We start from the raw sequence: 23,132 nt of genomic DNA on the forward strand, positions 1-23,132 counted from the left end.
GATTTTCATGGTAAGAATGAGTACCTATAAGTCGCATTTCGGACTGCATGAGACCCCGTTTGGGATTACACCGGATACCAGTTTTTTCTTTTCATTTGGTAGCCATTTGGAGGCACTAAATACCTTACTGGTGGCGGCGCAAAATGGTGAAGGGTTCATTAAGATAACAGGTGAAGTTGGCACTGGTAAGACTTTATTGTGCCGCCAGTTTTTGAAGGTGCTCGGCGATGATTTTGTTAGTGCCTATATTCCCAATCCTTTTTTAGAGCCGCGCACCTTGTTACTCGTGTTAGCAGACGATCTCGGAATTCCGCAAGAAAAAGATAGCGAGCAACACGAGGTATTAAAAGCGATCAATTTACATTTGGTGAATTTGGCCAAGCAAGGAAAGCGTGTGTTAGTCTGCATCGATGAAGCACAAGCCTTGCCGATAGAGACGCTTGAGGCAATCAGATTACTAAGTAATCTAGAGACCGAGAAACGGAAGCTGTTGCAAATCGTTTTATTCGGTCAACCTGAATTAGATAGGCATTTGGCTAGAAATGACATCCGCCAACTTGCTCAGCGTATTAGTTTTCATTACCGACTACGATCACTGAATTGGGAAGAAACGAGTTTCTACATACAGCATCGACTTCGTGTGGCGGGCTTTAGTCAAATTCGTTTGTTTTCACGATCTGCGATCTTCGTTCTTTGGTTAGCAAGTGCTGGCGTGCCAAGGATGCTGAATATTTTGGCGAATAAAGCGATGATGCTTAGCTACGGTGAAGGGCGTGCTGAAGTCGGAATGCGACAAGTCATCGCTGCGATTCGAGATACCGAGGCCGCACCTGGATGGAAGCGTATGTCATCAACGCTGGCTCTGTTCAGCCTTGCACTTGTGGTTGGCACTACTTTACTCATTGGGTTTAATTGGAAGTTTGGGCTATGAGTCTGATTAATCAAATGCTGCAGGAATTAGAGAAACGCGGCGATGCTGAAGATCAACAGCCTATTGCTCGGTATACCCAATTAGGTAATCACGCGCCTAATTCTGCATCGAATAAGACTTGGTTTTTTGTTTGCTTTGCTTTGGTTGTGGTGTTCGTCCTGGTTTGGTTTCGTGATTCTCTATTTTTGAAATCCAATGTGGTAAGTCAAAAAACATCGGTGCCGGCACCTGTGGTAGCTGCATCGCAAGCGTCCAGTCCATCTGCTTCATCCAACGTGCCAGCGGATACTATGGCAAGGACGGCAGAAGTGGCTTCAGAAATACAAGCTAACGCTGGACAACTTGGCCTTAGCTTAAAGTTGAGTACGCAAGTAAATGCACTACCGACAGCGAGTTCATCCTCTTCCACCTTATCAAATGCCACATCAGAAAATGCAGCATTAGAAATGGGAAAGCGAGATCAGCGTGCTGAAGCCAGTGACATGTCGAATAATGGGTCACGAAATGCTCAGCAACGCGCAAGTGATCCCTTATTATCGAAAGCGCCAGTGGCGAAAACAGACGAGATATCGAGTGCTGAGTCGCAGAAAACTCTAAAAACCAATACACCCAATTTAGCAAACAAATCGCTCACGCAAGTGGGGGGCCAAGCGTCAGCCAACAACAGTCCAAATTCCCAAACAGTGATGATCAAAGAGGTGTCGGCGCAACAGCGCGCAGAGGGAGAATATAGACAGGCGACAGTCTATCAACAGCAAGGTCGTCAAAACGAAGCGCTACAGGCATTGGAGGCAGCGCTAAAGTCAGATCCTTTGCATAGCGCTGCACGGCAACTCAAAATATCACTGTTGTTAGAGGCAAAGCGCCACGAGGATGCGATACGTGAATTGAAGCAAGGCTTGTTGGTGGAGCCAAGTCAATTAAATTTTTCAATGATCTTGGCGCGATTATTAGTCGAGCGCGCGAAACTTAACGATGCGATTGAGGTGTTACAGAAGAATCAGGGACTGGCACAAGATCGACCAGATTACCTCGCTTTTCTTGCAGCACTTCAACAAAAGACTGGGCATCATAAAGAGGCAGTTCAGCTATATCGCCAAACTTTAAAGAAGCATAGCCAGAATGGCGTGTGGTGGATGGGACTCGGTATCTCTTTGCAAGCCGATGGTATGAATCAGGAAGCGATTGAAGCTTTTAAGCAGGCAAAGATGCAAGGTGGAATTAGCGCGGAGTTGCAAGCGTTTATCGAGCAAAAGATAGAGGCCTTGCAAAAATAGTTGTCTCAGAGGATGGTTAAAAACACTTGGTATTTTAACTTCATGTAAATTTGAATCCCGCTGCAATCCACATAAATTGAGCCGAATTTCTGGCAATTCATCCAAAAAGTCAGTGAAATTGAATAAAAATCGCAAACTATTGCCGTCTGCATGCCTGCAAGTCCGTAAAATAGCGCTTTAAGTTATTTTCGCAAAAGAAGAAAAAGTATGTCTATACAATGGTTCCCCGGTCATATGAATGCGGCGCGCAAAAAAGCGGCCGAGACGATGGAGAATACCGATCTGGTGATTGAAGTACTGGATGCGCGTATTCCACAAGCTAGCTGCAATCCTATGGTGGAGCAACTTCGTAGCTTTCGTCAGCGTCCTTGTCTAAAAATTCTCAACAAAAGTGATCTTGCCGATCCTCATGCAACTAAAGCATGGTTAGCGTTTTATAACGCACAAAAAGGCGTTAAAGCGGTGGCAATGAGTTGTAAAAAGCCCGCCGATGTTGCCAAGGTACCGGGTTTTGCATTGGAGATGGCTCCTCACCGCGGTGTGCCGACCAAGCCTTTGCGTATGATGATTATGGGCATTCCGAACGTCGGCAAATCGACCTTAATGAATGCGCTGTTGAAAAAACGCGTTGCCAATGTCGGCGATGAGCCTGCCGTGACCAAAGTGCAGCAACGTTTGTATCTTGGTAAAAATATGATTTTGACTGATACGCCTGGTATGTTGTGGCCGAAGATTCAGCACCCAACTGATGGTTTAATGCTTGCAGCGAGTCATGCGATCGGTGTGAACGCTTTGATCGAAGAAGAGGTTGCTACATTTTTGGCTGAACTTTTATTGCAACGCTATCCGCAATTTTTAGCGACGCGCTATGGCTTCTCAACCGAGGGAATCGATGCGGTTAGTGTGATTGAGGCCGTTGCTAAAAAACGCGCTTATCGCTTGAAAGGCGGCGATTGGGATTTTGAAAAAGCGGCACATACTTTGTTGCTCGATTACCGTAGCGGTGCGCTTGGTCGCGTTAGTTTAGAGACCCCTACAAGTCGTGAACATTTATTGGCGACTTACGTGCCCCCTGTTTTGCTAGGCCAAGGTAAGAGCGTGGATACTGGCATGATGGAAGATGCACTGGAAGATGAGGACGAATAATCTAGTCAGATAAGTTTCTTCATCATTGCATGACACCACATAACTTCCGAAATTAATTGCCTCGTTGTATTGATCTTTAATCGTTCTCTATGGAAGAAAATAGACTAGCTCGTTTCATCGCTAAACTCATTTTTAGTGCAGGTATTTCTTACCTAGCTTGGCATGGTTTCGAGAAATTATCCCCCGGCTACGGTCCGATTGGCTTGCTGTTGGTTAGTATGATTTGGGGACGTTTATTTCCGCGAGAAATTATTAGTGTATTCTCGTTTATCAAGCGATCCGCCTATAGCTCTGCGCTGTTGCCTTGGCATGGAAAGTATTTTAGTTTTGATGGTCGACAAATTCGATTTTATTTAGTTCTTAGAACTGTTTGGATTCCGATAGCAGATGTTGAGCGTATTCTTGAGCCCAAATTGCAGCCGCATGAAATTGTGGCTTTAGGTCTTCAATACGGGAAAATTCCTGAGCAAAATATGCATGGAGTGACTGAGGGTGGCTTATTAGAACTGCTTAAAACGCGCACAGAAGGTGGGCATACCAACTATAAGATGATTCGTTTTAAGCGCTGGCTTTTATCGAGCGCATTTGTGAATGTCAAACGACTACCGGAGTCGGCGACTAAGAGCATCAAATAAATGTACCTGATTGGTAGTCTGGTTGTGTATATGAAATTGGTACATCAAATAAGTGTGTTAAGGAAGCACATCGAAAAAAATGATAAGGATAATTTATGCGTCTATTAATTAAGTTGACGTTTGCCTCATTGGCATTTTCTGCGCAAGCACAAATGCTGCAAGCGCCCATCGTTAAAGAACCCGTATTGCGAGCACATTTGGCATTCTTAGCCGATGATTTATTAGAAGGGCGAGGAACTGGGCAGCGTGGCGGTGATTTAACTGTCGCTTATCTTGAAACGCAAGCAAAATTAATCGGACTACAGCCGCTGTATCCTCAGCTAACATCACCGTATCGACAAGCAGTCAAGTTGATCGGTTCACAAACATTGCCGTCCAGCCGAGTCCAGTTGTCGGTTGCTGGGCAGACGATTTCGCCTGAACTTGGGACTGAAGTATTGGTGAGTGCAACCAATGGAAGCACCCAAGGAATAATTAAAGCCCCAGTGGTATTTGTCGGCTATGGTGTGCGCGCACCAGAGGAGCAGTGGGATGACTATAAAGGGCAAGATCTGCGCGGAAAGTTTCTGATCATGTTGGCGAATGATCCGCAGCCAACAGCTGAACATCCTCAACGTTTCGCTGGGAAAGCCATGACTTATTACGGTCGTTGGACGTATAAGTTTGAAGAAGCCAAACGACAAGGTGCGGCTGGTGTACTGATTCTACATACAACGGAATCTGCCGCGTATGGATGGAATGTGCCGCAGACTAGTTTTAGTCATGAGCGATTTAATTTGGCGGGTGCAGGAAACGCGGTTGAGGGTTGGTGGCGTGAAGAAAGTGCGAAAAGCTTTTTTCAACTTGCTGGTTTTGATTTGGCAAGTTTGAGAGTGGCTGCTGAACGTAGTGATTTTAATCCTGTGCTATTGCCGGCACAAATTCAGATCAATTTGCTGAGCAAAGTGCGGCAAGTTGAGCAATTTAATGTGATGGGAATGGTGCCAGGCACTGATCCAAAATTAAAACATGAGGCGGTAATTTACTCGTCACATTGGGATCACTTGGGAATCGTTGAAGAGGTCGGCAAACCAGCACAGATTTGGAACGGTGCAATTGATAATGCAAGCGGAACCGCGGCTTTGCTAGCGATGGCGCAAGAAGCTGTGAGACGACCAGCTAAACGCACACAGCTTTTTTTGTGGCCAGCAGCGGAAGAGCAGTATCTACTTGGTAGTCTGGCTTATGTACGTGAACCAGCATGGCCTTTGAAGGATACCATCGCAGATTTAAATTTAGATAGTATGAACTTTGTTGGCAAGACCAAGGATATTGGAATTGCAGGCAGTGAACGCAGCACACTTTATGATAGCGCAGTGAAAGTAGCGAAGAAAATGCAATTGGCAATTGCGCCTCCTGTACTCGATTTGGGTGGTGCTTTTTATCGTGCCGATCATTTTAGTTTTGCGCGGGTTGGTATCCCCGCATTTAATGTTGGTTCTGCAGTTTTTTCTGGTGATGGCCATTTTCACTATCAACACGAACCAGAACAATCGGCAAAGAAAATGAAGCACTTTAAAAATGATTATCACACGCCACGTGATCGTTATGATGCTAGTTGGGATTTAGACGGTATGCAACAACAAGCGCAATTTACACTAGAGCTTGGATATGAATTAGCCAATGCGAAGACTAAACCAAAATGGCGTGTCGGAGATCCATTTGCAAAATTGCGCCCTTAGCGCTTCTCCTTGTCGCTAGTGCTTGCGTGGATTCTAAAGCTACCGCCAGACAAAAAAGCTGCACAAGTTGGAGAACTTGTGCAGCTTTTTATTTAAGTATTTGCTTTGGTCGGTAATGAACTATCTAAGCTCTCGAAGCTAGCTTATCCATTGATCACTTTGCGTGTGTACGACTCTAAGTAGTCCATTAAGTTATCAGCACCTTGTGCCGCAGCGGCTTCATTTCCATCTGCGATACCTTGCGCCAATAGCATATGGCAGCGTGCTGCTTCATGCATATCGCCTTCGTGCTGATACGCGTACCAGAAACGGCGACATTTGATGATCAGTGGGATCACCGCGGAAACTGCTGAGGGATTACGGCAGGCTTCATGAATAACTTGATCTAGTGCCATATCGGCAGCCATAAATTCATCTAATTTGCCATGGCTGGCGGCTAACACCATTTGTTCGCCACAGGACAAAATACTTTCGCGCAATTGCGGATTGGCGCGTCTAGCGGCGCTGCCGGCGATGAGTTTTTCGATCACTCTACGTGTCTCGATCAAGGTCACGTGTTCGGCGGCCTCGATGTCTTTTACAATCAAACCTCGTCTTGGCAATTGCACGATCAAACCATTGGATGACATACGCATCAACGCTTCGCGTAAGGGTGTTCTACCAAGTCCTGTAATTTCAATTAGCTCAGATTCTACAATCGGTGCACCTGGCTTGAGTTGCAGGGTCACGATCATATTTTCTATCGCATCATAAGCGATATCAGCGGCACGCATTTTGGCAGGAGTTGAGGCTTTAGTTGATTGCATACAATGATTGTTGTGAAATTTATCATTGGATTATAAGTTATTCGCCCCATTTTCCTCAATTTTCTTTTGAATTTATCCCCTTTTTTCATACAAAAAAAGCGACAAAGGAGTTTTTCGGTGTAACACAAGCGCTAGATAGCGGTGTTTTAAAGTAAATCTTGCTATTAAAGCAGTAAGTTCATGTAAGTTGGGTGAGATAGACAGATTTTGTAACTGAAGACTCTGACGTGAAGAGTAGAAGAAATTACCGCTAGACTCCATTCGCACTAGCAATATGAAGGAAAGTAGATTCACGAAAGCATTTCAGATAAGCGCTTACATCAGGATGATTGGTATGTGTGTATTTGTCTTAATTTGGCGATGTTTGTTGCATTCAAGTTACTCAATTTAACTAATTTGGGATAATATAAATTGAAATTTAAATAATGATTTGTGCGCTTGGTATTTGCGCGTATTTTATGAATATATGCGTCATATGCGGTACTTATATTAAACTTGGTTCTTATTTATGTCACAAAATACTATGCGAACTAAATTGAGTTTGATTGAAAACTCTGGAAAACAACTTTTAGCCAATCATATTGCGGATGTGTTCTTTGTTGAACCCTTGTTTGATGCAATGCCAGATTTGGTTTTTTTTGTTAAAGACACACAAGGTCGTTATGTGGTGGTCAACCAAACCCTGGTGTCGCGTTGCGGCTTTAAAGATAAAGAGCAACTAATCGGGCGTACCGCAGCAGAGGTTTTTCCTGCATCTTTAGCAGAAAGCTACAGTGAACAAGATGAGCTTGTTTTGCAAAAAGGCTATGATGTTAAAGATCAGCTAGAACTTCATTTGTATCCAGATCGTGATCCTGGCTGGTGCCTTAGCAATAAAATCGCGCTGCGCGACAAAAATCATCAAATTATCGGTTTATGCGGTACTTCACGCGATTTGGGTATGCCAGATCAACGACATCCGGTTTATCACCGAATTGCTGCAGCGGTTCGGCACATACATACGCATTTTGGTGAAAACGTACCGATGGTGGAGTTAGAACAAATTACCAATTTATCGGTGGCACAAATTGAGCGTTACTTCCATAAGATTTTTTCATTAACGCCGCGTCAATTCATGATCAAGGTGAAGCTAGATGCTGCGACGGCAATGCTGGTTGATCGTCAGCGCAGCATTACTGATATTGCCGCAACTTGTGGTTATCAAGATCACAGTGCATTTTCTAGAATGTTTAAATCGACGGTTGGTATGACACCTTCTGAATACCGAGAAGTGTTGTTGTCAACAACAAAGTGCGAGTGATGTTGTATTTTGTTAGTTCCCGCATTTGATCTTTCCGCTCGCCATTGAGCACGCATACAATCAATTTAATTTTCTACATGATGGTTTGGGAAACAGGGAATTTATTCCCTGTTTTTATGTCCAAAGACGCTTTGCAATATTTGGTGATCTAGCTAAATTATTGTTTACGTAGAAAAAATCAAAACGGATCATCGCTCGGTTTCTTCGCCTTGATCTGGCAATTTATTTTATTCATGATTGACTACATGATTCACCCAACACTAAGTTCAGTGAATGGGTTTCGTGATTTTGCTTCCAATTGAGGAGACTATATGCAAGTTCGTTGGCGACTAAAGCCTGTTTCTGTTTTTATTTTGAGTGCACTGAGTTTGGCATCAATCGGTGCCAGTGCCCAAATCTCTACCTCGAGAGTGGAAGGGCTGCGTGAAAGTAATCCGCGTTGGCACGCCTTGACGGGGGCGCGACTGGTGGTCGCTCCGGGTAAAGTGATCGAGAATGGCACTTTAGTGTTGCGTGATGGCGTGATTGTTGCAGCTGGACCCAATTTGCCAGTACCGAATGGTGCAAAGGTCTGGAAATTAGAAGGTAGGACGGTTTATCCCGGCTTTATCGATATGGCGAGCACGGTCGGCGTGCCAGCGGGATTGTTACCTGCGCCAGTCGTCTCTGGACCAGCCGCTGCAGCGCGGCCGCCAGCACAAAGAGTTTTAAATAGTCGCGCGTTAGCCAGTGAGAATTTCCGTGTTCGTCCGGAACAAGATGTTGCTAGTCAATTAGAGCTACGCGCTGATGAAATAAAAGCAGTGCGTGAACTTGGTTTTACCACTGTGTTGGCGGCGCCAAGTGCTGGTATTTTCCGCGGACAAAGTGCTTTGCTAAACTTAAATGGGAACGACAACGCAAAATCAGTCGTGCTCAATGCGCGCGTTGCACAGCACATGGCGAATGAGTTGGAATTTGGGCGTGGTGCGGGTTATCCAGGTTCATTGATGGGCGTAATCGCACAGGTTCGACAAACTTTTTATGATGCTCAATGGTATCAACGTGCGACCGAGAGTAAGTTAAAGCAAGAGCGTCCTCAATTGAATGAGTCGCTAGATGCTTTAAAACCTGTACTCGCAGGCCGGCAACCGATTATCTATGCAACCGACAATGAACAAGCGTATCAACGCGTTGCCAAAATTCGTGATGAATTTAAACTGCGCGTTATTTTGCAGGGCAACGGTTATGAATATCGTCGGACTCAGCATTTGAAATCCGGCGGCATGCCTGTCATCGTTCCTTTGTTGTTCCCGAATGCACCGGAAGTCGACAATCCAGATATGTTGCTTGATACCTCGTTAGAGGCGATGCAGCATTGGGAACAAGCACCAGCAAATCTTGCCATGTTGGATAAAGCAGGCGTTGAATTTGCGATTACCTCAGCTGGCTTAAAAGATCCTAAAAAGGATTTTTGGAATCGTCTACGTCAAGCGATTCGCCGTGGCTTAAGTGTCGAGCAGGCATTGGCGGGTTTAACTACGACGCCAGCGAAATTACTCGGTGAGCAAAAGCGACTCGGTAGTTTGACCCCTGGCCATTTAGCGAATTTGGTGGTCAGCAATGGCGATATGTTTAGTGATGATAAAGCGAATATTGAGATCACTTTTGTTGATGGCAAAGCTTTCGTGACCGAACACTACAATCGATTCGAATTGCGTGGCAGTTGGAATGTCAGCAGCAATGGCAAATCACAAGTCTGGAATATCACAGGCAACGCTGCAAAGCCTATGCTAAATATCGATGGCGTGAATGTTGATCTGAGCTTACGTGATAATCAATTATTGGCACGTTATGGCGATACAGCGATTATCGCCGAAGGACGTGGAGATCAATTGACTGGCACGATACAACAAGGGCAGGGCAAAGCGCTTAGTTGGAGTGCGACACGCGTGAAAGCCGTTACCGCCGACACCACGCCAGCAAAAGTAGAGAAAGCCGCCGCTGCATGGAATCAACTGTATCCAGCTGGACCATATGCAATCAATGCACCAGAACGTCCAGGCGCGGTGTTAATTAAAAATGCAACGATTTGGACCAGCGGAAAAGCTGGCAAGTTAGAGCAAAGTGATATGTTGGTCGTCAATGGAAAAATCAGCGCAATTGGTAAAGACTTAAAGGCACCAGCGAATACTGAAATCATTGATGCCAGCGGCAAACACCTCAGCCCAGGTATTATCGATGCGCATTCTCATACTGCAATGATGCAAGGTGTGAATGAGGGGAGTAGTTCGATTACTGCTGAAGTTCGTGTTGGCGATGTGATTGATGCAAGTAGTATTAATATTTATCGCCAGTTAGCAGGTGGTGTTACGACCGCCAATGTGTTGCATGGTTCTGCCAATACTATCGGTGGACAAAATCAAGTGATCAAGATGCGTTGGGGTTCAGATGCAGAAGGCTTGAAATTGGATGGTGCATTCCCTGGAATCAAATTCGCACTGGGTGAAAACGTCAAGCAATCGAATTGGGGTAATGAGGCAACTGGACGCTACCCGCAAACGCGTATGGGCGTTGAACAAATCTTGCGTAGTGGATTCTTGGCGGCACGTGAATACAAAGCTGAGCGCGAAGCGTGGCGTAAATCACCCACCACGATGGTTGAACCACGACGTGATTTGCAAATGGATACCTTGGTCGAACTGCTTGACCGTAAGCGTATGATCCATATCCACTCTTATCGTCAAGATGAGATTTTAATGTTTGCACGTGTAGCAAAAGAGTTTAATTTATTGGTCGGCACTTTCCAACACGTGATGGAAGGTTACAAAGTGGCTGATGAAATCGCTGCGCTCGGTGCTGGTGGCTCTACTTTCTCCGACTGGTGGGGCTACAAAATGGAAGTGAGCGACTCAGTTCCTTTCAACGGTGCTTTGATGCATAAAGCAGGCGTGGTCACGAGTTTCAATTCGGATAGTGATGAATTAGCTCGACACCTCAACACAGAGGCAGCGAAAGCAGTGAAATATGGTGGCTTGTCTGAAACTGAGGCATTGAAATTTGTCACCTTAAATCCAGCAAAACAATTGAAAATTGATGACAGAACCGGTTCTTTAGAAGTTGGTAAAGATGCAGACTTCGTGATCTGGAACACCAGTCCATTGTCTACCTTTAGTCGCGCTGAACAAACATGGATTGAAGGTCGTCGTTATTTTGATTTGGCAAGTGATGCGCGTCTGCGTCAACAGGCGCAAGAAGAACGTCAACGTATTGCATCTAGCGTTATTGCTGCGCGTACGCCCCAAGCGGCAGCTGCCAATCGCGCCAAAGATGCGATTTCAGAGAAAGTTAGCGCACCAAAATCAGCAGCTGAAATGTTAGAAGCGAATCGCGCTTATTTGGAGTTGCAACATTGGATGCACATGCTCAGTAAGCATCGCACAGGATATTGGGTGGGTGCTGAAGAACACGAATGTACAGGAGCAGAATAATGAATCAATTACAAAATCGTTTCTCTGCCAGTTCAACTCTACAATCAAAAAATATGATGAAGAAAACTTCACTCTCACGTCGTTTCACTATTGCATTTGGTGCTAGCGTATTTTTAGCTTTTAGTTCGAGTATTGCTCAAGCATCCGACAATGTTCCTGCAGCAGCGCAGAAAACACCTTTGTTATTTAAAGGTGCAACCTTGCATACCGTCAGTGGTGAATCGATTGCCAATGGCAATATGTTGGTGGATAAAGGGAAAATTGTCGCGTTAGGCTCACAGCTGACGGTCCCAGCTAATGCAAAAGTAATCGACGTGAGTGGCAAGCATATTTACCCCGGCATGATTGCCGCAAATACGGTGATGGGACTAGCCGAAGTACAGTCCGTTCGCGCAACTTTAGACTATGCGGAAGCAGGTGCAATAAATCCAAATGCACGTGCTTTAGTTGCGGTCAATCCTGATTCAGAATTAATTACCACGGCACGAGCAAACGGCGTATTAGCCACTTTATCGGTACCAAACTCACCGGCGGGCTTAATCAATGGCACATCGGCATTGATTCAATTGGATGGCTGGACTTGGGAAGAAATGTCGGTGCAATCTGAAGTTGGTTTGCACATCAGTTTGCCAAATTTGCGCTTTAATCCTGAGTTGTTTCCTGCACCATTTGATTCTCGCTTAGAGGAAATTCGTAAAGCGAGTGCACAGCGTTTAAAAATGTTGGAAGACGCTTTTGATTCTGCAATCGCGTATCGCGAAGCGCGCGCACAAAATGATGGCACCAAGATTGATGTGCGTTGGGAGGCGATGCTGCCAGCCATTGCAGGAAAACGTCTGGTGTTTTTCCACGCGCAAGATGTGAATCAAATTCGTTTTGCCCTTAATTTCGCCAAGCGCTATCAATTGAAAGCGGTGATTGTTGGTGGTGCCGATGCGCCTGAGTTAGCGGATCTACTCAAGCGACAGCAGGTACCGGTTATTGTGACTGGTATCCATAAATTGCCTATGCGTCGTGGCGCGGATTATGACGCTTACTACACCGTTGCTGCGAAGTTAGCCCAAGCTGGCGTGCAATTTTGTATCGCTAGAGCAGGTACCGATGATGATGCGCCAAATGAGCGTAATTTGCCGTATGAGGCAGCAGTAGCTGCTACTTTTGGTTTGGACGTGAAAGAAGCTTTGAAGGCGATTACTTTGTATCCTGCACAGATACTTGGTGTCGCTGACCAATTGGGTTCCTTAGAGGCAGGGAAGTTTGCGAATTTCTTTGTCACCAATGGAGATCCTTTGGAAACGACAACGCAAGTTGAACAAGTCTATATTCAAGGTCGGGCAGTCGATACAAGTACCAAACAATCTCGTTTAACCGAGAAATATCAGCAGAAGTATTTGCAAAAGATACAGCCTTAAGGTCTTTTCAATAAGCTTAATTAATATGAGTTAGATTCGCTTGATCGTTTGCTTAGATTGGCGATCTTTGCGTTTAAAGCCCCTAGCATTTTTATGGTTCCAATAAATGCTAGGGGCTTTTTGTTTTTTGAGACGGAATGCTCGAACTTTGATTTACTTTCGTGGCGTCTAAAGCTTGTCTGTGAGAAACTATTGAAAATTATATTGAATCCGTATTTTTGAATAGTCAGAATAAACTATCCCGATTTATTTTTGGTATTAAATAAATATGCCAAATTTGCTCTCTAATTTAACTAAGATTATCAATGACAATAGCCTGCATCATGCATTCGCCGAATGTCTGAAGTTAATCTCTTTAGATGGCCGATTATTGCAAATTAACACAGCTGGCTTGGCGATCATCGAAGCTGAATTTTTTGAGCAGGTGCAGAGCATTGAAGTGGCGCAGTTAGTCGACGTGGAGTTCCGTGCTGATTTCATCGAGATGCTTGATTGTGTTTGTAAAGGCGAATCAAGAACACTGTCTTTTCGAATTACTGGCTTGAAAGGGTGTTCAAACTGGATGGAAATGCGCGCCAGCCCAGTACGGTCAGAGACGGGCGAAATCGTCGCTGTGTTTGGTATCAGTCGAAACATCACAAAGAAAAAGGCGATAGAACAAGCGCTGTTAGAGAGCGAGCAAGGCTTTCGTACATTGATTGAAACCATTCCTCAGCAAGTCTGGACGGCAGATGCGAATGGCGAGATCACTTATGTCAACCAGCGAACCGTAGATTATTTCAAAGTTTCAGCCGAAAGTATTTTTGGTCAAGGCTGGGAGCATTTGATACATCCCGATGATTTGCCTGAAGCGAGAAGGCGTTGGCATTTAGCGGTGTCGACTTGTAGTCCCTATGAGGTCGAATTCAGATTGTTGCGCCATGATGGCGAATATCGTTGGCATTTGGCATCAGCATTAGCGCTACGTAATCAGCAGGGTTCGGTGTCGCAGTGGTTCGGTACAAACACCGATATCTCACTGAGCAAGCAGCATGCCGCAGCATTACGCGATAGCGAGCGTAATTTAATAGCGGCGCAGGCTCGTGCAAAAATTGGTAGTTGGCAACGAGACATACAAACTAATACAGCGATTTGGTCAGCCGAGATGTATCGCATTTTTGGCTTTGATGCTGACCATGCTCCGCCAACACTCGAACAATTAATTGCGCGCGTGCATTTGGATGATCAAGCATCGTTTATTCGAATGTATCATCAATATCGAGATCAATTTGAAGCGCATCAATTGGATTTTCGTTATTCACCACGTGAAGGTGAAACCTTATGGATAGAGGCAAAAAGCGAACCTTTGTTTGACGCAAATGGGAACCTGATCGCGTTAACCGGCACTGCACAAGACATCAGTGAGCGTAAGCAGATTGAGCAAGATTTAGAAGTATCTCGACAGTTTCTCGCAGAGTGTCAATCAATCGCCCAAATCGGTGGCTGGGAAATCGATTTGATTTCAAGAAAACTGACTTGGTCAGAAGAGACATATCGCATTCATGACACGCATCCAGAAGAATTCACACCGACCTTAGAAACTGGATTGAGCTATTTTTTACCGGAATCCAGAAGCCGACTAGTCAATGCCTTGGCACGCGCAACCGAGTTTGGCGAAGCCTATGATTTAGAGCTTGAAAAGTTCACCCTAAAGGGGCGAAAGATCACGGTCAGAACGACTTGCCATGTCACGATGAACGATGGAAAAGCAGTGCGTTTAACTGGAATTTTTCAGGACATTACCGAGCAAAAAATGTCTCAGCTCGCGCTAAAAAATGCGTATATCGAGTTAGAGCGTTCAAACGGTATGCTTGAGCATATTGCTCACTACGATGCGTTGACGCACTTGCCTAATCGTGTGTTATTAGCAGATCGTATGCAGCAAGCCATGCTACAAGCGCAACGCCGTGGAAACTCTTTGGCAGTCGCTTTTCTTGATTTAGATGGATTTAAAACTGTCAACGATGTGCACGGTCATAGTATGGGAGATGAGCTGCTGATTGCGATTGCAGCTCGTTTGCGCGCCGCCTTACGTGAAGGCGATACCCTAGCGCGCCTTGGTGGTGATGAATTTGTGGCGATATTGACTGATCTCGAAGATGGTAGAGATTGTGAACCGATTTTAAGTCGGCTGCTGAGTGCTGCCGCAGAGCCATTAAATTTGCATCATATTGAATTACAAGTGAGCGCGAGTATCGGCGTCACGATTTATCCGCAAGATGGAGTTGATGCAGAACAGTTGCTGCGGCATGCTGATCAAGCTATGTATTTGTCTAAGCAGACTGGTAAGAACTGTTTTCATTTATTTGACGTTGCCCAAGATGCGGCGATCAAAGTCCAGCGCGATGATTTGACGCAGATGCAGCGAGCCTTAATGCACCAAGAATTTGTTCTGTACTACCAGCCCAAAGTGAATATGCGTACAGGGCAAGTATTCGGTGCAGAAGCCCTAATTCGCTGGCAGCACCCACAAAAAGGGCTACTCGCGCCCGCGAGTTTTTTGCCGGTAGTGGAAAATCATTTATTCAGTGTCGAATTAGGTGAGTGGGTCATTGCAACCGCGTTGGCACAAATTCACGTTTGGCAGAAACAAGGAATCAATGTTGCAGTGAGTGTCAATGTGGGTGCTATCCAATTGCAGCAAGCTGATTTCACGCAAAGATTAGAGAAGCTGCTATCGGCATATCCGCGTTCGGTATATTCGATGTTGGAACTAGAAATTTTAGAGAGTAGTGCACTGGACGATATCGATAAAGTTTCTAAGGTCATTTATCTGTGCCAAGGCTTGGGAATACGATTTGCCTTAGATGATTTCGGAACTGGCTATTCTTCTTTACGCTATTTGAAAAGACTACCTGCCGAAGTGTTAAAAATTGATCAAAGCTTTGTGCGTGATATGTTGGAAGACGAGGGCGACTTGGCCATTATTCACGGTGTAATCGGACTGGCTTCTGCATTTCAGCGTAGCGTGATTGCTGAAGGTGTCGAGAGTATTTCGCACGGTCAGAAATTATTAGCGATAGGCTGCGACTTGGCGCAAGGATATGGTATTGCAAAGCCTATGCCTGCAGACACATTTCCAACTTGGGTTCGTCAATGGCAGTCGCCGTTTTAATGTTCAGGTTTTAATATAAATTGAAGTGCGATTTGATTAGATCATGGAACAATTGGTAGCTAACAGCTAGCAATTAACACCAAAATGTATCCACACGAAATTTGTTGACGTCAAAATCATGCGCGAATTTAAACGGTGAGAGCAATTTTTGTAAGTGGTGTATTTTGATCAAGTAAAGAGTAAAACAAGGAGCCACAGATCGCCGCAATGCGACTTTCTGTGGCTATTTTTTTTGCGACTGCTTTTCCGTGAAGGGGATGAAAGTTTAGCTGATTTATTTGATCGCCCAAGTAAAACTAATCAGACGTGATGTCATGTTTTCAGGCAGATTGTTTGTATTGTTCGCTTGAATTGGATTGCTGCTATGAAAGCGGCAGTTTTTTAAAGCCGCCATCGACGCGCGATCCAATTTTGCGAAGCCGCTAGATTCTTCAATTTTTGCATCGACAACGTTACCACTGTTATCGGTGGTAAAGCGTAATTTGACGATACCTTTCTCTTCTCCACGCAACATACTGCTGTCGTATTCAGGTGCATTGCAGGCACTATTGGTCCATGGGTTATTCGTTTCGTTTGCGCTTGCAGCGATACTTGTGAAGCTCAGGCATAAAGCAAAGAAAGCGCGAGTGAAGATAGTTGAGTTTTTCATAGTAGCTCCATTTAGGTTAAGAAATAGGACGAATTCACATTAACTTTTGGTTAGGCTACGAGGTATTGTGTAATACATTCGTAGATTTTGTAGAGATCCTTGTGAAGTCGATGGAGCAAATATACGTGTGGATTTTGAATTGAAGAAATGACGATTTCGCATGTAGATTATTCGCAAATCGTATAAAGTGCAGCCTCAGTTATAGCCTGCATTTATCTGGTGCAAAAACAAATTGTCTCGTGGTGGCATTCCCAAAATGTGTGCAAATTTGATGGATATTTGCCCAGTGTTTTTTTGATTTGCGATTTTTTGGTGCAAGTTATTTTTTTTGCGTTTGACTAAATAAATTCAAAAGAATTGTATTTTTTTCGGAACATATTGCGCCTTTGTCTGATTTTAAGTTTAGAAAGCAAGGGCGTTTGTTAAGCGCGATGATGATATCGAAGATAATTTGTAGGTGATTTTGAGATTGGACTGAAAAATCAAAACGAAAAATCAGCACAAAAATTAAAACAAGAATTAAAACAAGAATTAAAACAAGAATTAAAACGATAAAAGAGGATGTGAATTGCAAAAGTATAGAAACCCTTGGCGACAACTCGTCGCAGAAATATTGATGATCATCTTGGCAGCGTTACTGGTGGCGATGAAATCCTACAAAGTCGTCAACGATGAAACGCGCTTAAGACTCACAGGTGAATTGAATTTGGCGATGCTTGAGCAAGTGAAAGCGACTCTACAAAAACGTCCAACGCTGATTAATACCTTGCAGTTTGAAGATTCGCCAGGCGCTGGTGCCGCCGCAACCATTATTCTCGATCAACTTGAGACGTTGATTCGTCGATATGAACTACGCACTGAGGCACAAGGATATTGTGCCTCTGCCTGTGCTGCTGCGTTTTTGCTAGGATCTGGACGAACATTGTTGCCCAGCGACGATGGCAAACCAACTTATTTAATGTTGCATGCGGTAAGACATCAAGGAAATGGTGAAGTAAATTATGGCAAGACCGAGGCGATCATAAAAAAAATCTCACGGAATAGTGGTGGCAAATTCCCTATGGCTTTGTTGAATCGTATTTTTGATGATGTACGTGGCAACGGCGATGGCGAGATTTATATCTTTCGTGTGGCACAACGCACGCCGCAAGGTCGACATCATGTCTTTGTCTGTGATGGGCGACCACGTGTCTTAATTAGCGAATGTGAAGCAATTCCCGATGTCACGCCGCAGAGTTTAGGTATCTTTGTTGAATAAAAAAATATCCCGATGCAAATTGGCTTTGCATCGGGATATTTGTTTTATCCAGCGTTTACTTTGTGTTTAATTCATTTCAAGTAGCTTATTTCTTTAAGCACTTTTCCAAGAATTGATCTTGTTCCCACAATAGATGCAAGATGTTTTCTTTTGCCGCGTAACCGTGACTTTCTTTCGGCAAAATCACCATACGAGCTGGCGCACCTAAGCCTTTTAATGCTTGGAAATAACGCTCTGTTTGCAGCGTGAATGTACCTGGATTATTGTCGGCCTCACCATGAACTAACAAGATAGGCGTTTTCATTTTGTCGGCATTCATGAATGGTGACATCTTAGTGTAGACCTCTGGCACTTCCCAATAATTGCGTTGTTCGCGTTGGAAGCCGAATGGTGTCAAGGTACGATTGTAGGCACCGCTACGCGCAATCCCACAAGCGAATAATTTTGAGTAGGTTAATAAATTTGCTGTCATGAAGGCGCCATAGGAGTGACCACCGACGGCCACACGTTTGCGATCGATATAACCGAGTGCATCGACCGCATCGATTGCAGCTTCAGCGTTATCAACTAATTGCGGTACAAAATTATCGTTCGGTTCGGTGTTGCCTTCACCAATGATAGGGAAAGCGGCATCGTCCAAAACTGCATAGCCACGTGTCGCCCAGTAAATAAACGAACCGTAACTAGGTGCAGTAAATGCGTTTGGATTATGTGTGCTTTGACCAGCTGAATCTTTATCTTTAAATTCTGCTGGATATGCCCAAATCAATAGAGGAAGCTTTTCCTTTTTGCTCTTGTCGTAGCCCGCAGGTAAGTACAAAGTGCCAGACAGTTGTACGCCATCTTTACGTGTGTACTTAATGACTTCTTTGGAAACGTCTTTTAAGCCTTCATACGGATTCTTGAACTGAGTAATCGCATTTAACTGATTGTTCTTGATGTTACGGAAGAAGAAATTTGGATACTCATTCTTTGATTGAATCTGCACCAAGACATCGCCTTTGGCGAAATCTTCTATCGATTGAATGTTTTCAATTTTGTCGGTGTAAGTGGATTGATATAGGCGAGTTTTCTCCAAACTATCAATCTGCATCGCGTCGATGAATGGGAATTGCCCTTTTTTACTGTGACCAGCGCCGATCAAGTAAGCTTTATTATCTTCAATTGCGAGCACACGACGATCATATTGATTGCGTTTGGTTTCGAAGCGACCTGGATTCGCGTAGATGTCTTGTGAATTGCGATCAAATACTAAACGCGCTTTTTCTGCAGGATTTGATGGATTGAAGAAATAAGTTTTTTCATTGCGCGTGTCATACCAAGAATCTGTAATGACGGCTAACTTATCATTGCCCCAGATAATGTTAGAAAATCGTTGTGCTGTTTTGATCAGCGATTTTGGTGCTTGATCGAACGGTGCGTCCCAGCTGAAGACTTCGTCGCGATAATCGACTTTTTTTGCCGGATCACCGCCATCCAGTGCAACCACATAGCTCAAGCTTGCAGGCTTATCTGCACGCCAAACCATATTGCGTTTACCTTCACGTGTCGCGCTAAATCCCTTTGGCATGGTTTCAGTCAGCGGAACTTCATTCACTGTTTTGATAGGTTTGCCTGAAAGATCAGTGACAATTGTTTTACTAGGAAAACGATTGACCGGAACAATATAAGAAAACGGTTTTTGAATCGTAGTCAGCATCACTAGCTTGCCGTCGGGAGAAAAGCTTTCGCCCGAATACATATCTGCTTTCTTCCACAGGCTGCTCGTGCCATTGATATTGACTTTGTGTAATTCAGAGCTGGCGATATTTTCGAAATTAATTTCGTCGTTACGATTCTTTAATAAATCTGGATAAGTACGGTTTTGCGAAACGCTACCATCAGCGTTTGAAATAATCGCACCAGTCGGCAAATCCTTGCTTGAATCAAGCAGAGCAGGACGATTTTTTGGTAATACTTTTACTAAAAGATTTTCACTATCTTTGAACCAGATAAAAGGATTGTCTAAGTTCGCATTCAGTTTCGCAGTACTTAAGCGTTTTGCTTGGGCGCTAGCGACATCAATTACCCATAGCTCAACAGCATTGCTTGTGGTGTGGGTGAACGCGATTTTCTTCTCATTTGGTGACCACGTTAAATTCGTAATAAGCGCATCCTTTGGCAAGCCTTTTACTTGCTGCTCCACGCTATCACTGACTTTGCGCAACTTCAGATTGTTAATGTAGTTGACTGAACTAGAAATATTGGTCACAGGATTAATTCGTAATCCACCCAAACGCATTTCCGATTGATTTAATTCATTGAGCGTTTTGAACGTGCTGCGATACGTCAACAACATGACATTTTTCTTCGAGTCCATACTCACCGCAGGCGCGCGCTCAACGTCAGCTAGCGCAAGAATTGATTGTGGTGGTTTTTGGTAAGGCAGATTTTCTTGTGCAATAACAGTTGAACTGATCCCGATACTGGCGATGCTGCTAGCCAGAATCAACATAGTAAGATTTTTTTTCATAGAGTTTTATCCTAGAAATGTGTGGAATTGATCGTATTCGAGAATATTATTTATCTTTATTAACAAGTCTCAGAGCTCAAAATGTAATAATAGTTCCAAAGAACAATTCAGTTTTACGTAGTTATTTACATGTCCATTGACATTTGGATGGTTTTTGTTAGTCATATTTATATGACTAAATTTAAATTGTTATTCGTTAGCTAAAATCGCGAGGTAGAGTTGGATTTGTAGTGTGTGATTGTGAAGCATATCGGCGCTTAGCGTAGGATTACCCATCTAGGAATGTAAATGTATTCTTGAAAAATAAGTTAATAGCTGTGATACGACACGGCTCGTGGTGTCACGCTATATTGGAGATATGTTTATTCTTTCGAGTTTGAAAGTGAAAACGTTCCAAAAGCATTGTCTATTTCAAAGAGTTTGAAAGTTGGGCTCAGATTTAAGAAACTGAATTAAGAAACTTAATTAAGAAACTGAAAAAAGTGCTTGATCCAGTCGCCACAAAAATTCTCTCGCATTGTCCACGCTAAACACCATCGGTGGTTTGAGTTTTAAGACATTGTCGTAAGGCCCATCGGTCGAAAGTAGAATGCGGTGCGCTTTTAAGAACTCGATGATGGTATTGGCTTCTGCGGTCGCCGGTTCGAGGCTGTGACGATCTTTCACCAACTCGACACCGATAAATAGTCCCATACCGCGAACATCCCCGATTAGGGCATGTTTCTGTTTTAATTCATTTAGCCCTTGTAAAAGAACATCGCCAACTTGCTTGGAGTGGGCTTGTAAGCCTTCTTGTTCAATCACATCCAACACCGCTAAGCCGATCGCGCACGAGACGGGATTTCCTGCAAAGGTGTTGAAGTATTCCATGCCGGTGATGAAGGCTTGAGCGATTTCGGGACGAGTGATGACTGCACCCATCGGATGGCCGTTGCCTATGGGTTTGCCCATGGTCACGATATCTGGCACCACGCTTTGTGCTTCAAACGCCCAAAAGTGATCGCCTGCTCGACCAAAGCCAACTTGGACTTCATCGGCAATGCAGACTGCACCAGCGGCACGTGCATGAGCATATGCTGCTTGAAGATAACCAGCTGGGAGTACGACTTGACCACCGCAACCAAGCACGGACTCACAATAAAAAGCGGCAGGTTTTTCACCACGCGCATGAATTGCTGCAATAGCGCGTTGTAAGTCTTGCGCATAACGCGCACCTGCTTGAGTATCATCTTTACGGAAACGCCCACGATAGTCATCTGGTATTTCTGCCACTTGGATGTGAGCTGGTCGACCGCGCCCACCTTTGCCGTCAAATTTATAAGGGCTCAGTTCTATCATGGTCGGCGAATTGCCGTGATAGGCATGATCGACTACGATAATGTCATTGGCTTGGGTATAGGTTTTGGCGATACGTAAAGCTAGGTCATTTGCTTCGGTACCAGAATTAGTGAGAAATACTACTGATAATTCTGACGGAAAAGTTGCACTAAGCCGTTTCGCGTATTCCACAATATTGTCATGCAGATAGCGCGTGTTGGTATTGAGTTGTGCCATCTGTACTTGACCCGCAGCGACCACCGACGGATGGCAATGCCCGACATGGCAGACATTATTTACCATGTCGAGATAGGCATTTCCATCTTGGTCGTATAAATATGCACCAGCACCGCGCACCATTTTGATTGGTTCTCTATACGACATACTCAAAGTCGGATTCAGATGCTGACGACGCAGTGCGATGATATCTTCAGGGTTGCGATTCGGAATAGGGGCGACAGTTGTAGGCATGATGGGTTATCAGTGAATTTAAAGTACGCTTAAAAATAAGTGTTGTAATTCTTGGTAATTCATGGCATCGAGTTGACGGATCAGACGGCGCACTCCTGTTTGTGAAACTAGAATGTAGTCGTTGTCGGGATTGCGGCGATATGCACGCGTTGCCATCAAAATACTTTGGCACAGACGCGCCATAATTAGTTGATACAAAACACGGATTTCTGCTTCGGTTAAGGGATATTGAGACTGATAACCTCGCAATATCGCTAAGATGCAATTACGTACCTCGGCATCTTCTTCTACATGCTGTAAGGCATAGACGATAGTGATCGCCAGATCAACGATGCGCAGATGTCGACACATATCACCAAAATCGATGATCGCATTGACACGTGGTTGAGTGTTTGTGTTGTTATTCACATCCGCGGCGACGATTACATTAAAGTCGTTAGCATCATTGTGAATCACCGACATCGGTAAAGATTGTTTCCAAGTCGCTTCATGTTCGGCAAAATAATTTGTATGGCGCGTTACTAATTCGCGTAGATCGTGTTCTTCTATGTAAGCAATCTCATCGCGTAGTGCTGGTAAATTGCTGATGCTCCAATCAACATATCTATCCATACTAGGATGTTCAAAATCTTGTAAACCGCGATCTAATTTACCAATTGCCACACCCAAACTGGTTTGTAGAGTTTGCTGATCAAGCTCTTTGCGTTTTGCGACATTTGCATAGATATCACCTTCGACAAAGCTAAGTAGACGCATATGACAAAGTTGTCCGTCTGCTGTGGTGAGTGGCAGAATGTGTAGGCCAGAGTGACTTACCATTACTTGCGGTAATGCCAAATCTGAACAGGTTTTGGCTAGGTGCAGTAAGGCGGCATTTTCAATATCAAGATCGGCATACGACCAATTTGGATTAGCTATTTTAAAAACGTAATTTGCCTGTGGGGTTTGAATCTTAAAATTGCGATCTGCGTAAGAAGGTAGTTCTTTGACGGTGCCTGTAATTTGCCAGTGTTTTTCGACTAAGGCTAATGCTTGTGCTGGGGTGATGGTTTGCATCGTTGGTGAATGGGTTA

General features: G+C 44.3%; 15 protein-coding genes. 10 read left to right on the plus strand and 5 right to left on the minus strand.

Going from position 1 to position 23,132, the window contains the following annotated elements:
- The first annotated feature begins 16 nt into the window (after positions 1-16).
- The 5 genes from KDM92_RS13050 (at position 17) to KDM92_RS13070 (ending at position 5,710) form a co-directional block, all read left to right on the plus strand.
- Positions 17-931 carry an ExeA family protein gene (locus KDM92_RS13050; RefSeq protein WP_212684897.1) on the plus strand — a complete coding sequence of 305 codons (915 nt, stop codon included), beginning with the start codon at positions 17-19 and terminating at the stop codon, positions 929-931.
- Positions 928-2,208, plus strand: coding sequence for a tetratricopeptide repeat protein (locus KDM92_RS13055; protein WP_212684898.1), 1,281 nt, complete (start codon positions 928-930; stop codon positions 2,206-2,208). The genes KDM92_RS13050 and KDM92_RS13055 overlap by 4 nt, the downstream gene beginning before the upstream one ends.
- A gap of 207 nt (positions 2,209-2,415) precedes the next feature.
- On the plus strand, positions 2,416-3,354 hold the full coding sequence (gene ylqF / locus KDM92_RS13060) for a ribosome biogenesis GTPase YlqF (RefSeq protein WP_212684899.1): 939 nt from the start codon (positions 2,416-2,418) through the stop codon (positions 3,352-3,354).
- Between the two features lie 89 nt (positions 3,355-3,443).
- The gene (locus tag KDM92_RS13065; RefSeq protein ID WP_212684900.1) at positions 3,444-3,989 is read left to right on the plus strand and encodes a BRO-N domain-containing protein; all 546 of its coding nucleotides are present in this window, start codon (positions 3,444-3,446) and stop codon (positions 3,987-3,989) included.
- A gap of 95 nt (positions 3,990-4,084) precedes the next feature.
- Complete coding sequence (locus tag KDM92_RS13070) at positions 4,085-5,710, plus strand: M28 family peptidase (RefSeq protein ID WP_212684901.1); 1,626 nt, start codon at positions 4,085-4,087, stop codon at positions 5,708-5,710.
- A gap of 143 nt (positions 5,711-5,853) precedes the next feature.
- On the opposite strand, the gene KDM92_RS13075 is transcribed toward KDM92_RS13070, so the two are convergent.
- On the minus strand, positions 5,854-6,516 hold the full coding sequence (locus tag KDM92_RS13075; RefSeq protein WP_212684902.1) for a GntR family transcriptional regulator: 663 nt from the start codon (positions 6,514-6,516) through the stop codon (positions 5,854-5,856).
- Between the two features lie 523 nt (positions 6,517-7,039).
- On the opposite strand from KDM92_RS13075, the gene KDM92_RS13080 reads away from it, so the two are divergent.
- The 4 genes from KDM92_RS13080 (at position 7,040) to KDM92_RS13095 (ending at position 15,852) form a co-directional block, all read left to right on the plus strand.
- A complete protein-coding gene (locus tag KDM92_RS13080) occupies positions 7,040-7,816 on the plus strand; it encodes an AraC family transcriptional regulator (protein WP_212684903.1) in 777 nt (258 codons plus the stop codon).
- Between the two features lie 311 nt (positions 7,817-8,127).
- Positions 8,128-11,286 carry an amidohydrolase family protein gene (locus tag KDM92_RS13085; protein WP_212684904.1) on the plus strand — a complete coding sequence of 1,053 codons (3,159 nt, stop codon included), beginning with the start codon at positions 8,128-8,130 and terminating at the stop codon, positions 11,284-11,286.
- Entirely contained in the window at positions 11,286-12,698 is a 1,413-nt protein-coding gene (locus KDM92_RS13090; protein ID WP_212684905.1) for an amidohydrolase family protein, read from the plus strand. Before KDM92_RS13085 ends, KDM92_RS13090 begins: the two co-directional genes overlap by 1 nt.
- Before the next feature lie 268 nt (positions 12,699-12,966).
- Positions 12,967-15,852 (plus strand): bifunctional diguanylate cyclase/phosphodiesterase, encoded by a 2,886-nt coding sequence (locus tag KDM92_RS13095; RefSeq protein ID WP_212684906.1) that lies wholly within the window; start codon positions 12,967-12,969, stop codon positions 15,850-15,852.
- Positions 15,853-16,126: 274 nt separating this feature from the next.
- On the opposite strand, the gene KDM92_RS13100 is transcribed toward KDM92_RS13095, so the two are convergent.
- Positions 16,127-16,501 carry an energy transducer TonB gene (locus KDM92_RS13100; protein ID WP_212684907.1) on the minus strand — a complete coding sequence of 125 codons (375 nt, stop codon included), beginning with the start codon at positions 16,499-16,501 and terminating at the stop codon, positions 16,127-16,129.
- 568 nt (positions 16,502-17,069) lie between these two features.
- Here KDM92_RS13100 and KDM92_RS13105 point away from each other — a divergent pair.
- Positions 17,070-17,759, plus strand: a complete 690-nt coding sequence (locus KDM92_RS13105; protein ID WP_212684908.1) for a hypothetical protein — start codon at positions 17,070-17,072, stop codon at positions 17,757-17,759.
- Positions 17,760-17,844: 85 nt separating this feature from the next.
- On the opposite strand, the gene KDM92_RS13110 is transcribed toward KDM92_RS13105, so the two are convergent.
- From KDM92_RS13110 to KDM92_RS13120, 3 genes are all read right to left on the minus strand, one after another.
- Positions 17,845-20,271, minus strand: a complete 2,427-nt coding sequence (locus tag KDM92_RS13110; protein ID WP_212684909.1) for an alpha/beta hydrolase family protein — start codon at positions 20,269-20,271, stop codon at positions 17,845-17,847.
- A 465-nt stretch (positions 20,272-20,736) separates the two neighbouring features.
- Entirely contained in the window at positions 20,737-22,059 is a 1,323-nt protein-coding gene (locus tag KDM92_RS13115) for an aminotransferase class III-fold pyridoxal phosphate-dependent enzyme (protein WP_212684910.1), read from the minus strand.
- Between the two features lie 18 nt (positions 22,060-22,077).
- Positions 22,078-23,115 (minus strand): phosphotransferase, encoded by a 1,038-nt coding sequence (locus KDM92_RS13120; RefSeq protein WP_212684911.1) that lies wholly within the window; start codon positions 23,113-23,115, stop codon positions 22,078-22,080.
- Positions 23,116-23,132: the final 17 nt, after the last annotated feature.

The organism is Affinundibacterium baiyunense (assembly GCF_018139645.1).
GTDB classification, from domain to species: Bacteria; Pseudomonadota; Gammaproteobacteria; order Burkholderiales; family Burkholderiaceae_D; genus Undibacterium; species Undibacterium baiyunense.